Here is a 13,204-nt window from a genome sequence, read left to right as displayed (position 1 = left end):
GTTGGACAGAAAGGATTGGATTATATGGAAATTTTAGACTTTGCACCGATCGCCAGTGGTATTTGTTGGACGGTCACTTATTTTGCGCTTGTTTATCGAGGCTTCAAAGATAAATCCTATGGAATGCCAATTGCCGCATTAGCATTGAACTTTGCTTGGGAGACGACTTTCTCGGTGATCTATCCACCTGCTGACGGCGGCTTTGCACTTACGATCATCAACACGATTTGGATGATCTGTGATATTGGAATCGTTGTGACTTATTTCTTATATGGTTTCAAATATTTTAAGAAGCAATATGGCATCAGCAAAAACATTTTCTATGTTGGTAGTGTGTTGGCTTTCGTTCTCGCCTTTTTGATGATGTTGACAGGCGGACAATTCTTCGGCAGCTTCGCGCAGTACTTCAAGAGTGATATTTTTGAGGGCGCACAATTTATCGCTTTAATGCAAAATGCCATTATGAGTGTTCTATTCGTTGCCTTCTTTTATTCGAGGAAGAAAATGGGTTCCTCAATTGAAGGCCAATCGATTTATGCAGCAATCGCAAAAATGATCGGCACTTCTTTTACTGTTGGTATTTACTATATTGTGACTCATCCAGGAGCTTGGTATTTTATGGGAGTAATGATCGCTACGAGTTTGATCTTTGATATGTGGTATTGCATAATTCTGTATAAAGAAATTAAGGCGCAAGGCTACTCTTCCTATAGTCGGTTCTGACAACAACTTTCATTTTAAAACGAAATTTACAGGTTTTTTTTCGACTGATTTGGTAAACTTTAATAAGTATACTAATCGGAGGATCAATATGAAAAAGAAATTATACTTGATGCGTCACGGACAAACTCTGTTCAATCAATTGAATAAGGTCCAAGGCGCTTGTGACTCGCCATTGACTGAGAAAGGCATCCAGCAGGCGCAACAGGCTCGAAGCTATTTTCAAGAAAACAAGATTGAGTTTGACCATCTCTACTCTTCTACGCAGGAACGCGCCTGTGATACGTTAGAGATCATAACAGAAAGAAGCGATTATAAACGCCTTAAGGAGCTAAAAGAAATGCATCATGGCGTATATGAAGGAGAACCGCAATTTCTACAGCCGCAGGGGCCTGAATATTTTGAAACGTTCTATCAACAATTCGGCGGTGAATCCTTATCAGCTGTACAAGAGCGGGTTGTATCTGCCCTGCACCAAATCATGTCAGAGGAGGATCATCAGCAGGTCCTAGCTGTCTCTCACAATGGCGCCTGTATCAGCTTTCTGCAATCGCTTCAACAAGAAAACAAGGATGACTTGATTCGTGCGTATCCTAACTGTGCGATCTTTATCTTAAACTATGAAAATGAGAAGTTTCAACTGGAAGACATTGTTGACCCAGCTACTAAAAAAAGCATTTTATGCTAAAAAAGCAACGATCTGGAAAAGATCGTTGCTTTTTAAACTTCCGGCAAGCTTAAATAAAAAATACTGCCTCTTTCGTACTCGCTAGTTACTTTTAGCGTACCACCTAATTGCTCAGCAAGACTCTTACTAATATAAAGGCCTAATCCTGAACCACCAGTCTCAGGATTACGCGATTTCTCAACACGATAGAGCCGTTCAAAAATTTTCTGCTGCTCCTCCCACCGGATTCCGAAACCTTCATCTTTAATTGAAAAAATGATTGTCTCCTCACGATTTTCAATCTTCAAATAAATCGTAGTTTTTTCAGGCGAATACTTGCTAGCATTCTCGATCAAATTGGTCAAAATTCGATTTAGTTTGCCTTCATCTGTTGTTAGAGTCTTTATTTCTGGATCAACCTCAAGTTTTATTTTTTGCTGCTTCTTTCTGAGAATATAATCAAAACTAGATAATAGTGTCAGTAAAAATTGATCTAACCAGATTTTTTGCTCTTGATTGACTGCGCTTTGAGCTGTTGCTTTTTCCATAACAGCGACTTCCATCAATTGTTTGGTCAAAGAGCTGAGTCGATCAATTTGAAAAGCCATCTGATCCAGCGTTTGGTCAATTTCATCTCTTGAAATGATGCCATCCTGTATTGCTTCGATCTGGTTTTTGACCGCGGTGATTGGTGTTTTTATATCATGTCCTAACTGCGCTACGAGGTTACTTTTATCCTGTTCACTTTTTTCCAATGCAGTGAAGCTATCTCCTAAAGCTTTTACCATTTCATTAAAATCATCCGCAAGTGTTTGCAGCTCTTTTGGTGCGTGATGCAGCTGAATTTCTGTGAATTGATTTTCTTTAATGACCTTCGTTTGCTTACTCAACATATTTAAAGAATGAAACGTATTTCGCAGTAATAATAATCCTAATGCCGCTCCTAAAAAGTTAGCCAAAATCGTGATCCCAATGATCAAATAGCCGTCATAATCCGTTAAATACATCTTACTGATACTGAACCAAACGATTAAAATCACGACAATACTGGAGGACAAAAAGGACAAAATCAGCATATTTCGCAGTTTCATCTTCTATCCCTCCATTTTATAGCCTAAGCCCCAAACAGTCTGAATGTGCGGATAAGGCAAACTATCGGCTGCTGTCTCCAGTTTTTCTCGTAAACTGTGGATGTGAACATTCAATGTGTTGGCATCGTCAAAATACTCCATCTGCCAAATTTTTTCATACAACTCTGATTTTGGGAAAACCTTACCAAGATTTTGTAAGAATAGTAGAAGCAACTGGAATTCCTTAATCGACAGCTCTAAAGGATGATCATACAAGGACGCTTGAAATTTTTCTTCATTGATCTTAAAAGGACCTGTTTCGATCGCACTTTCACCTTGATTTTCTTTACTTCCAACCCGCCGCAATATATTTTTCACTCGCAAGGTTAATTCCCGCGGACTAAAAGGCTTCGTGATAAAATCATCGGCGCCCAAAGTTAAAGAAAAAATCTTATCTTTCTCCTGATCTTTGGCACTAACAAAGATAAAGGGTGTTTCATCCCCTTTCTCCAGAACCTTTTCGATAAAATCATAGCCATCCATTTCTGGCATCATAATATCTGTAATGATCAGATCTAATGATTCCTTTTGAAAGAAAGCCAAGGCCTCTTTTCCGTTGCTGGCCGCAAAAACTTTGTATCCTTCTCTAACTAAATAACGTGAGACGATATCTAAAATCGCTTTTTCATCATCTACTACTAGTATTTTTTGCATAACATCCACCTCACGGCTTATAGTAAACCAGACGCATAAAAAAAGCACTCATTTAACTCATAAAACGGCGTAAATTAAGTCTTAAGTCTTTCTTAACTGAATCATTCGAAATACTTAAACGCAAATCCATTTCAACAAAAAAACAGCGTTGTTTTTGTCCAATAAGTGTGAGACTTTTTCTTGATTTATGATCAAAAATAACTATTAATAGTGATGGAAAACCTTTTACAGCTCTGATTTATGATTTGCTTAAGGAACAGCTTCTTTGTTTTTTTATTTTCTTAGACGTAAAGTTGTACACGTTAAGAGAAAACAAAAAAAGGAGTCTTTATTATGATCGCAAGAAAATTTGGAACAGTGGCAGCAGTCACTATCCTAAGCAGTATCGCTCTAGGAGGATTAATTAAAACAGATTCAACGACTGTACACGCTGCAGCCAACTTTACTGAAGGAGCAAAAACTACACGAAACCCAATGGGACCTGCTTTTGGTAGTACGATGGCTAAAAAATACAACATCTCAATGCCAGAAGCTGGCAAAGGCTACTTCTCAGGTGGTTCTACCTTCATTGGTCCTCGTGTCGGAACCAGTGCCGCTGGTGCAACTTCAACTATTCAGGTGAAAGTATCAAAAACGTCAAAAGGTACAACCTTTGAATTAGAACCTGCCAAAGCTGGCAAGCAACCAGATGAAGCAACACTACGGTTAGATGGAGTTCCAAACATCGCCTTCAGCGATACGAAAAGAGAGGACATCAAAAAAGGCGATGTGACTTTGATGTCTGACAGCTTCAAAGTTGAAAAAGGAACCAGTGCTGAAAAAATGGCCTTCGACGGCAATAAAGACGGGTTGATCGAAATCAATGACAAAAGCATGAGTGATAAAAGCATGGGCTGGTCACTTTTTGCAGCCATCACTCCGCTAACTGACAAAGATGGGGATACATTAGATGCAACTTTGAATCTTAAATTGATGAGCGACAATGGTGTTGAAGGCACTTCAACTAGCCTAAGCAGTATGAATGGCGAAGCCAAACCTGTCCTTACCGCTAAAAAAGGTATGGGCATGGATACAACGAAAGCTATGGTCGATCAAAAAGGAACGACTTTGACAATCAATAAAAATGATAATATCCAAGCCGGTGTTTACCAAGCCAACGTTGTTTGGACATTAGCCAATGATGCCAATGCGCAAGCAAGTATGGCAAACGCTAATGCAAATCGCGGCGCTATCAATAATCAATAATTACAGTGAAAAAGAGGACCTGCCGCTTTACGGTAAGTCCTCTTTTTGTATTTTAACATCAATCGACCTATTCCCTGCTACCTTAGCAAATTTCTCAGCCTCCAACATTTTTCCGATCCGCGTATAGGAATAAGATGTTTCAAATGAACGATAAAAAAGAACTAACGTGCTATCCCCGTACAGCATGACATCTCCTGCTTCGATTTCTCCAACCGCTCGTTCATTCTTTGGCAAATGTTCGGGAAGGTCAAAGAATTTTTCGTTTTGATTCAGATCTTCCATTGAGAATGTGTTTGGTAAAATTTCCCGTAATTTTTTTGCAGTTGGATTCTCTGCTAACTCAAGCTGGAAAACAGTCCCATTTATTTCAATACGAAGCATTTTCCTGGTCTCCTCTTCATTTAGGATAGTTGTTGGGCTTGAGGCTGTCGCTGGAGACCGTTCTTGAGAGCAGGCTGTCAGTAAGAGAATAAATAGCACTGCCAATAGAAAGCTTCTCATTTTTTTCATCCATACCAACTCCATATTAATCAAAAACCTACTATTAAATAGGTTGCTTTACTGGTCGAAGCAGTACTTCATTGAAGTGTTACATGATTACTACTTCTTTTTCTGATACATCTGTTATCTTGATTCCTCCTAAATTTCTTTTATGATCCTAGCAGGAGATCCGGCAACGATCACATTTTGGGGTACGTCCTTAGTGACTGTGGAGTCGGCCGCAACGATAGAATTCTTTCCGACTGTAACACCAGGAAGAATCGTGACATTCGCCCCTAACCATGAATTTTCCTCAATTTTGACCGAAGCGACAGATAAACCGCGACGTTTTTCCGGATTGACTAAATGATTCACAGAAATGATCCGACACATCGGACCAATCAGGACATGATCCTCAATCATGATTCCGCCCAAATCAACAAACGTGACATTTTGATTGATAAAAATATCTTTGCCAAACGAGATATGTTTGCCAAAATCAGTATAAAATGGTTGAGAAACTGTTACCGATGGATCAATACTTCTACCAGTGATTTTTTCTAAGTAGGTTCGCATTTCTTCAGCGGTATGATAACTTGCATTCATTTCCATAGTCAGTTGTTCATTATTTGCTTTCAATTCATGGATCTCATCATAAATGTAAGAATTAGGTAAAATCTCGATCCCTTGAATTTTCTTTAGAAGTTCATGTTTGATCATCCTGTCTACCTCCTTTGGTTGCTGACTATAGTATACTTCGCTATACTAGCAATGAATAATACTTATATTGAATAGACAACTATCGTTTTCAGTTATAGGAGGAGAAGGATGGAATTACGAGTGTTGAACTACTTTTTGACTGTTGCTAGAGAAAAGACCATCAGTAAAGCCGCTGAAGTTCTGCATCTTTCTCAACCAACCTTGTCAAAGCAATTAAAAGATCTGGAAGATGAATTAGGTGTACAGCTGTTTATCCGTGGAAATCGCGAAATTTCGCTGACTGAAGATGGCGTTTACCTGCAAAATCGCGGCAAAGAAATTTTATCATTAGTGGACACCACGACCTCTAATCTGCAAAAAAATGAAGTCATTGGCGGAGATATCATGATTGGTAGCGGCGAAACCCAAGCCTTTCAATTTTTATCAACGATCCTGAACGATTTGATGAGCAAACATCCTGATATCAACGTCCACATGTATAGCGGAAATGCCGATGATGTAAAGACAAAAATTGATAAAGGATTGCTGGATTTTGGCTTGGTGATTGATCCTGTTGAAAAGCAAAAATATGAATATCTTCCCCTACCAGTCTCAGATCGTTGGGGGATTTTGGTTAATGAAAAACATGAACTAGCAAAAAATAAATTGGTCATTGCTAGTGATTTGGCCGCCTATCCTTTATTGATTTCGAGCCAAACGTTAGTCAATAATCAGATATCTGAATGGCTGGGCGGTAATTTGAACAATTTCAAGATTGCTGGCAGCTACAATCTGCTTTACAATGCCTCATTATTAGTCAAGGAAGGTTCAACCGTGGCTTTTTGTATCGAGGGCATCATTAATACCAAGGATAGCGGTTTAGCTTTTATTCCATTGAAGCCAGCCCTCACGTCAACCATCAGCATCATTTGGAAAAAGAAGCAGGTTTTTTCCAATGCCGGAAAGCTCTTCTTAAAGGAGCTGACAGAAGCCACATAAAACGAAATCTTAGTGATTTTTTCCAGTCCGAGTTACAATAACAGTATCAAAAATAGGGAGTGGATAAAATGACTAGCTATGCTAAAAGAACCGAAGATGAATTGCTTTCACCTGAAAATACTGTGTTGACCGTGATCGATTATCAACCGACTCAGATCAACTCGATCAATTCAATGAATCGGTCAGAATTGATCCGAAATACGGAGATCGTTATTGAACTGGCGAAACTTTATAATATACCGATTGTCCTTTCAACTGTTAACGTTGAAAAAGGTTGGAATACTGACACGATCCCTGTTTTGAAAAAAGCGGTTGGCGAAGACGCACCCTCTTATGACCGCAGTTCTATCAATGCGTGGGAAGATAAAGAATACAATGAAGCAATCAAAGCGACCGGTCGTAAAAAAATCTTGATTTTGGCTTTATGGACAGAAGCTTGTTTGACGTTCCCAACACTAGATGCATTAAAAGAAGGCTATGAAGTTTACCCTATCGTGGATGCTGTTGGCGGAACTTCAACGATTGCTCACGAAACTGCCTTGCGCCGTGTAGAACAAGCCGGAGCGCAATTAACTTCAATTGCCCAACTCGCTTGCGAACTGCAACGGGATTGGAACCGAGAGGAAACCGTTCCAGGATTTGATGAATTAATGACTAAATTCGGTGCCTTTTCAAACTTAAGATAGATTTCAATGCAAAAAAGCAGCAGTGTCATCATTTTTGGCACTGCTGCTTTTTTGAAGATTCTATACATGAGCTTCGGATTTTATTCGCTGTCTTAGATAAATCACGATCGCTAGAAGGAAGAATAACCCTACTAACCGTGGAAACGAGTGGTTTTTTACACTTATGGAAGAGATCACTATTCGCGTACTCCATAAATGGAGCTTTTTTAAAGCCTCCAAGCGCTCATCACTCGCTACTTTATTTATTTTTCTTCATTTTGAATGAATCGACGTATTCTCTTTTACTTATGCTATCTCTAATTCGATCCTCTGCTTCTTGTTCTCTTAAATATTTTGCAATTGTTTTCTGATTCAATCCAACTGTACTTACGTAATAGCCTTGTGACCAAAAAACTTATTCCCATACTTATACACTAAATTTTCCTCAACATTCAGTGAGAGGATCTCTGCTATTCAATATATTGTGTGTCGCTAATCTTATCTAAGGTATACTTACCGTCTTTATACTTAAGGGTCGTCACGCTGCAATTGTCCATCATCTCACCATTATAAGCATCTGGTACCAGCATTTCCAGCAACGTTGGAATCATACCGCCAGAGGATACAATCATCACATTTTTTGCGTTCTTTTTCTTTGAGTCCTTGATCACCTTGTCCATCGCTGCTTGGCCGCGATTGGTGATCTCGTCATAATTTTCTGCTGCCTTTAATGGATCATTCTCAGCGATTGCATTAGCGATGCCTTCATCACCGATTTTCTCCACCAATTTGTCATAATCTGACCAGTCATCATCAAGCTTAAAACCATTCGCCTCAAAGATCGGTGTCCACATCTCTTTATCGGTCTTGCCTTCATACCCGCCGTAGTTCCATTCCTTGAAGCCGTCGTGTTCGATCAATTTTGGTTTTTTATTGTCATTTTTTGAAAGAATCAGCTTAGCAGTATTGCGCTGGCGTCCTAGATCACTGGAATACGCGAGATCAAACTTGATATCTTTCAAGCCAGTTCCAAGTTTTTTTGCTTGGCTAATACCTTTTTCAGTCAGCGGTGAATCTGCAAACCCTTGCACTTGTCCGGTCGTATTGAAGAAGGTCTTGCCGTGACGGATCAAATAGATCGTAACTTCATCAGTTTTCTTAGCGGCTTCTGCTTCTTCACGTTTAGTAAAACCGCTAATCAACGTTAATCCTAACAAACAGGTCAGTAATGCCCCAAATACCCTTTTCATTTTTACAGTTCCTCCCCATTAGTTTCGATCAAATTTTTATACCAATAGAATGAATCCTTCGGTGTTCTGCTTAGATCACCTGTGCCATCATCGTGCTTATCGACATAAATAAAGCCGTAGCGTTTTTTCATTTCACCAGTTGTAGCACTGACTAGATCGATCGGTCCCCACATCAAGTAACCAAAGCAATCGACTTTGTCTTCTTCCACTGCTTTCTTCAATTCACTCAAATGCTTTTGCAGGAAATCGATACGATAATCATCATGCACCACACCGTCTGCCCCTACTTCATCAACTGCTCCAAGACCATTTTCACAAATAATGATCGGTAAACCGTATCTGCGATAAGTGTAGTTCAACAAATATCTTAGCCCAATCGGATCAACGCCCCAGCCCCATTTGCTTTTTTCTAGGAAAGGATTCTGTACACCGCCGAACAAGGATTCTTCATCCTCTTCGCCGCCTTTATAACGGGCAACATCGGTCATATAATAATTCATTCCGATAAAATCAAGTTTACCATCCGCGAAAGCTACTTTATCTTCATCGGTCAAACCAATTTCGATACCCATATCCTCGTATTCTCTTAATTTATACTTTGGAAACTCACCATTACACATCGCATCGATCTGGTAAAAGTCACGATCCATTTCTTTAAAGGCATTTAGCACATTGGCTGGATCACAATTCACCGGATAGGTTGGTGTGATTCCAAACACACAACCAACTTTACTCTCTGGATCAAGCTGATGGATCAATCTTGTCGCTTTGACTCCTGCTATGGTCATGTTATAGCCCACTACTGCTAGAACTTCCTTTTTATTTCCTTCAAGCTCGCTATATTTTAGTCCGGCCAAAATATAAGTGAACATATCTGAAGCCTCAGTTTGTGGATCAATATGGTTCATTTCGTTGAAGGTCACCCAATATTTGACTTTACCCTTCAATGCATTGACCATCGTTTCGACAAACTTCAGATGGAAGTCAATGACTTTGCGGTTCTTCCAAGAATCATAATTCGTTACCAAGTTCATCGGCAATTCAAAATGATACAAAGTAATGATCGGCTCGATGTTGTATTTCAATAGTTCATCAACAACATTTTGGTAAAATTCTATTCCGTCTTGATTTGGCTCTGCATCATCTCCATTTGGATAGATGCGTGACCAATCAATAGAGATGCGTAGGCTTTTAAATCCCATTTCTCCAAACAATTTGATATCTTCTTTGTAGCGATGATAAAAATCAATTCCTTCATGAGAAGGATAATGTTTGCCTGCTTCAATCGTTTTCGTATATTTCCGAGGTGTCGTGGCTGAACCTGATGTCGCAAAATCCATAATCGCCGGACCTTTGCCGCCTTCTTGCCAGGCACCTTCTAGCTGATGGGCTGCGATACTTCCGCCCCATAAAAAGTCTTCTGATAATTTTGTCATTTCCATTTATCCCTCCGTTTTAGACCACGACTGTCAAGCAGTCTTCTTTACTATTCAAGCTTGGATCATTTGACGGCAGCACATCTAAGTAGTCTGCTGTGTTTGTAATAACCGTGATCACGACCGGATCATATCCTTCACTTCGAATCCCTGACATGTCAGCTTTTAAAATTGCATCGCCGACTGAAACCTTATCGCCTTGTTTTACAAATGATTTAAAATGCTTACCATCTAGTTCAACGGTGTTGATCCCAATATGGATCAAGATCTCAACGCCATACTCGGTCTTGATACCAATCGCGTGATTGGTTGGGAATAAACTAACTACTTCGCCATTAACTGGCGCATGGATCGTATCTTCTTCTGGATCGATCCCTAATCCTTTACCTAATGCTGAAGACGAGAACGCTTTGTCATTCACATTGCTTAAAGCGACATTTTTGCCTTTCACGGGAGCTTTGATCAATAGCTTTGTTACGGCTTCTACATCTGTTTCGACTGCATCCGCTTGTTTTGCTTTAATTTTTTCATCATCTGGAATCCCTAAAATGTAGGCTGCGATTACTGAACCGACAAACCCTATGACAACCGCAATCACCATCATATAGAAGTTCCGGTAGTTGCTTTCACCAATAAATGACGCGATCCCGAATAATCCGACTGGTGCATAGCCAACAACTTTCATTAAACCAGCGAACAATCCGCCTAGTCCACCACCAATCATTACCGCTATATATGGACGACGATATTTTACGAATACCCCGTATACCGCCGGTTCAGTGACGCCCATAAAGGCACTGAAGGCAGTCGTTCCGAATAATTGTTTTTGTTTTTTGTCTTTTGAACGTAAGAAGTAACCCATTACGGCACCACATACAGCGATATCTGAGATGACCCAAGCTGCGGTAAAGACTGGATCGTACCCTAACGTCGCATAAGAATTCATGAAGATCGGAATAATAAAGTTCCCGGCGCCGATTGTAATCAAGAAAGGCTGCAGCGCCGCATACAACATAACCACCATCCAATTACCAAAGGTGCTTCCGATGAAGTCAAAGACAAAGTTTAAGCCATCACCAATATACATTCCCAAAGGTCCAAATAAAATCAAAGTTATAGGTAAGGTAATAATCAAAGTCAGCACTGGATTAAAGAAGTATTGCAATGCTTTTGGAACAATTTTTTCTAAGGCTTTTCCAACATATTTCATAAAGATGATACTCAAAATAATTGGGAAAAAGGAATTCGAATAGGTTGTTTCCGGTAATTTCAAACCTAGAAAATCTAATCCTTTCGCGCCATTGATTGTATCCGACATCATCGTCAACGCGATCGTAACAGCCAAATATTCATTCACACCTAACTGACGACCAAAGGAGATCGCGATCAAGACGGGCAGGAAGAAGAAAACCGACTGACGAATGGCATCTAAGATCATGTAAGTCGAGCTTTCTGCTGATACCAACCCGGTCAATGACAGCAAGGATAAAATCCCAGCTAACAACCCAGCTGCCATGATTGGAATTAAGATCGGACCCATCGCTTCCGATAAGACACGTAACGCCATCGTGACGAATTTTTCTTTTTCAGCAGGTGCGGAATTATTACCTTCGCCGCTTAACCCTAAAATCTGATTCATCTCTGGGCGAATATCCTGTACCTGCGTTCCGATAATGACTTGATATGCCACATCATTGGATACAACATCGATTACATCAGACAATTCTTTGATTTCTTCTGTTTTTGGAACATTGCGATCTTTTAATTTAAAACGCAGACGCGTCATGCAATTTGTGACGCTTTGAATATTTTCTTTACCGCCGACTAATTCAATCAGCTGTATGCAAAATTCCTCATATTTCATTTTTTATTCTCCTTATTCGATTTAATGGATTAATTTTTCTCGGAAAAATTAGTTCGATTCGAATGCCGTATATCATTCAACTAAAGTATCGTCAACGATGTTTTAATCAATCTTGAGCATTACTTCGCTTCTTAATTATTCTGCTAAAAGTTGAACTGACATCCTTATTCGATTTAATGGATTAATTTTTCACAGAAAAATTAGTTCGATTCGAATGCCGTATATCATTCAACTAAAGCGTCCTCAACTATGTTTTAATCAACCTTGAGCATTACTTCGCTTCTTAATTATTCTGCTAAAAGTTGAACTGACATCCTAATTTTTTTCGCTGAACAGCGGATCAGCTGCCATCCTCTTCTCGTTTAGTGACTCGCTGAATGTGTAGCATCAAATAGGCTTCTTCATCATCTGAAAGTTCCTTTTCAAAGGTGTCTCTAACGTAGATGCGTATCTTATTGACACAACTGTAGGCTTCTGGATAAAGCTTGCGAATTTGTCGATTGAGCTCAGTCTCATTTGACGTAAAAGCCTCATTCTTAAACATTCGAACGATAAAATACTGCAAGTGAGTGACTAAGCGAATATAATTGATGCTTTCCTCTTGAAAATCCAATTTGAAATGGTATTTGATAACGGATAAAATATCGCGAACAGCTTCCATCATCCGCATCATGTTGTCGTCTTCGCTACCTTTGGTCCGCAAATTGATGAAATGCAGGGCGATGGAAACAGCTTCCTCATTCGGACAAGGCAAACCTGTTGCCTTTTCAATCAATCCGACCGCGTAAAGTCCGATCTTATAGTGATCAGGGTAGAATTTGCGAACTTCCCAATCCAGTGGACTCTTGATGATTTGCTCTCTTTTTAAACGCTTGATCGCAAAATCGATATGGTCTAATAAAGCGAGGTAAAGATAATCGGAAACATTTCTCTGGATGATTTCTTCACCGTATTCAATCGTCTTGGTCACGATCTGAAGGTATTCGTCCTTGGTGTTCGAAAGTAAATAGCTGAAATGCTCCAATTTATCATGTGAATCCAGTACATAGGTCTTTTGGATATCTTTTTCCTCAATCGTGTCGCCGACCTTGCGCTTAAAAGCGACCCCCTTGGAGTAAACAATAATTTCGTTCCCGCGAGCTTGGTTATTGCTCCCCTTTTTTACAATGGCTACGTTGTTGTTCAAAATTTGACTGATTATCATGCTTTCCCTCCTTTCAAACAAAAAAACTCAAACTACCTGGGGATAGCGAATTTATCCCAAGGTAATTTGAGTTCTGCCTGCATAATCAGTAACATACTCAAAGCAGCAACTACCACCGTTGCTTTGATTTAAGTTTTCTCATGTATTATTGTAAAGGAGGATATTTCCAATGTCAACGCTTTCTTTCGTTG

At 39.6% G+C, this 13,204-nt stretch carries 13 protein-coding genes and 1 pseudogene; 5 read left to right on the top strand and 9 right to left on the bottom strand.

The window, feature by feature from the left end:
• The first annotated feature begins 24 nt into the window (after positions 1–24).
• Both E6139_RS02110 and E6139_RS02105 read left to right on the top strand, forming a co-directional pair.
• Positions 25–723, top strand: coding sequence for a hypothetical protein (locus tag E6139_RS02110; protein WP_316401390.1), 699 nt, complete (start codon positions 25–27; stop codon positions 721–723).
• Positions 724–811: 88 nt separating this feature from the next.
• Positions 812–1,408, top strand: coding sequence for a histidine phosphatase family protein (locus tag E6139_RS02105; RefSeq protein ID WP_316401389.1), 597 nt, complete (start codon positions 812–814; stop codon positions 1,406–1,408).
• 32 nt (positions 1,409–1,440) lie between these two features.
• Here E6139_RS02105 and E6139_RS02100 read toward each other — a convergent pair whose 3' ends face one another.
• Both E6139_RS02100 and E6139_RS02095 read right to left on the bottom strand, forming a co-directional pair.
• Positions 1,441–2,478, bottom strand: a complete 1,038-nt coding sequence (locus E6139_RS02100; protein WP_316401388.1) for a HAMP domain-containing sensor histidine kinase — start codon at positions 2,476–2,478, stop codon at positions 1,441–1,443.
• 3 nt (positions 2,479–2,481) lie between these two features.
• Entirely contained in the window at positions 2,482–3,171 is a 690-nt protein-coding gene (locus tag E6139_RS02095; RefSeq protein WP_316401387.1) for a response regulator transcription factor, read from the bottom strand.
• A gap of 333 nt (positions 3,172–3,504) precedes the next feature.
• Here E6139_RS02095 and E6139_RS02090 point away from each other — a divergent pair, with 333 nt between their 5' ends.
• Positions 3,505–4,416, top strand: a complete 912-nt coding sequence (locus E6139_RS02090; protein WP_316401386.1) for a WxL domain-containing protein — start codon at positions 3,505–3,507, stop codon at positions 4,414–4,416.
• A 27-nt stretch (positions 4,417–4,443) separates the two neighbouring features.
• On the opposite strand, the gene E6139_RS02085 is transcribed toward E6139_RS02090, so the two are convergent.
• Together E6139_RS02085 and E6139_RS02080 are read right to left on the bottom strand one after the other, a co-directional pair.
• Positions 4,444–4,926, bottom strand: coding sequence for a cyclophilin-like fold protein (locus E6139_RS02085; protein WP_316401385.1), 483 nt, complete (start codon positions 4,924–4,926; stop codon positions 4,444–4,446).
• Between the two features lie 129 nt (positions 4,927–5,055).
• Entirely contained in the window at positions 5,056–5,616 is a 561-nt protein-coding gene (locus E6139_RS02080) for a DapH/DapD/GlmU-related protein (protein WP_316401384.1), read from the bottom strand.
• Positions 5,617–5,724: 108 nt separating this feature from the next.
• Here E6139_RS02080 and E6139_RS02075 point away from each other — a divergent pair, with 108 nt between their 5' ends.
• On the top strand, positions 5,725–6,594 hold the full coding sequence (locus E6139_RS02075; protein ID WP_316401383.1) for a LysR family transcriptional regulator: 870 nt from the start codon (positions 5,725–5,727) through the stop codon (positions 6,592–6,594).
• Positions 6,595–6,662: 68 nt separating this feature from the next.
• Positions 6,663–7,280, top strand: a complete 618-nt coding sequence (locus tag E6139_RS02070) for a hydrolase (protein ID WP_316401382.1) — start codon at positions 6,663–6,665, stop codon at positions 7,278–7,280.
• A 238-nt stretch (positions 7,281–7,518) separates the two neighbouring features.
• On the opposite strand, the pseudogene E6139_RS02065 reads toward E6139_RS02070, so the two are convergent.
• The 5 genes and pseudogenes from E6139_RS02065 to E6139_RS02045 form a co-directional block, all read right to left on the bottom strand.
• Positions 7,519–7,700 (bottom strand): annotated as a pseudogene (locus E6139_RS02065) (IS200/IS605 family transposase); the annotation flags it as partial.
• Between the two features lie 29 nt (positions 7,701–7,729).
• Positions 7,730–8,509: a histidine phosphatase family protein gene (locus E6139_RS02060; RefSeq protein ID WP_316401381.1), complete on the bottom strand. Its 780-nt coding sequence runs from the start codon at positions 8,507–8,509 to the stop codon at positions 7,730–7,732.
• 2 nt (positions 8,510–8,511) lie between these two features.
• On the bottom strand, positions 8,512–9,945 hold the full coding sequence (locus tag E6139_RS02055; RefSeq protein ID WP_316401560.1) for a family 1 glycosylhydrolase: 1,434 nt from the start codon (positions 9,943–9,945) through the stop codon (positions 8,512–8,514).
• Between the two features lie 19 nt (positions 9,946–9,964).
• Complete coding sequence (locus E6139_RS02050; RefSeq protein ID WP_316401380.1) at positions 9,965–11,809, bottom strand: beta-glucoside-specific PTS transporter subunit IIABC; 1,845 nt, start codon at positions 11,807–11,809, stop codon at positions 9,965–9,967.
• Between the two features lie 340 nt (positions 11,810–12,149).
• Entirely contained in the window at positions 12,150–13,013 is an 864-nt protein-coding gene (locus E6139_RS02045; RefSeq protein WP_316401379.1) for a PRD domain-containing protein, read from the bottom strand.
• Positions 13,014–13,204: the final 191 nt, after the last annotated feature.

This window comes from Enterococcus sp. (assembly GCF_032555305.1).
Classification (GTDB): Bacteria; Bacillota; Bacilli; order Lactobacillales; family Enterococcaceae; genus Enterococcus_A.
The sequence above is the reverse complement of the archived record's forward strand: the minus strand, read 5'-3'. Positions and strand labels throughout refer to the sequence as shown.

Coding starts and splice junctions, on each gene's coding strand:
- E6139_RS02090 (WP_316401386.1), top strand. CDS start 3,505: ATGATCGCAAGAAAATTTGGAACAGTGGCAGCAGTCACTATCCTAAGC.
- E6139_RS02110 (WP_316401390.1), top strand. CDS start 25: ATGGAAATTTTAGACTTTGCACCGATCGCCAGTGGTATTTGTTGGACG.
- E6139_RS02070 (WP_316401382.1), top strand. CDS start 6,663: ATGACTAGCTATGCTAAAAGAACCGAAGATGAATTGCTTTCACCTGAA.
- E6139_RS02055 (WP_316401560.1), bottom strand. CDS start 9,945: ATGACAAAATTATCAGAAGACTTTTTATGGGGCGGAAGTATCGCAGCC.
- E6139_RS02085 (WP_316401385.1), bottom strand. CDS start 4,926: ATGAAAAAAATGAGAAGCTTTCTATTGGCAGTGCTATTTATTCTCTTA.
- E6139_RS02080 (WP_316401384.1), bottom strand. CDS start 5,616: ATGATCAAACATGAACTTCTAAAGAAAATTCAAGGGATCGAGATTTTA.
- E6139_RS02045 (WP_316401379.1), bottom strand. CDS start 13,013: ATGATAATCAGTCAAATTTTGAACAACAACGTAGCCATTGTAAAAAAG.
- E6139_RS02095 (WP_316401387.1), bottom strand. CDS start 3,171: ATGCAAAAAATACTAGTAGTAGATGATGAAAAAGCGATTTTAGATATC.
- E6139_RS02100 (WP_316401388.1), bottom strand. CDS start 2,478: ATGAAACTGCGAAATATGCTGATTTTGTCCTTTTTGTCCTCCAGTATT.
- E6139_RS02050 (WP_316401380.1), bottom strand. CDS start 11,809: ATGAAATATGAGGAATTTTGCATACAGCTGATTGAATTAGTCGGCGGT.
- E6139_RS02075 (WP_316401383.1), top strand. CDS start 5,725: ATGGAATTACGAGTGTTGAACTACTTTTTGACTGTTGCTAGAGAAAAG.
- E6139_RS02105 (WP_316401389.1), top strand. CDS start 812: ATGAAAAAGAAATTATACTTGATGCGTCACGGACAAACTCTGTTCAAT.
- E6139_RS02060 (WP_316401381.1), bottom strand. CDS start 8,509: ATGAAAAGGGTATTTGGGGCATTACTGACCTGTTTGTTAGGATTAACG.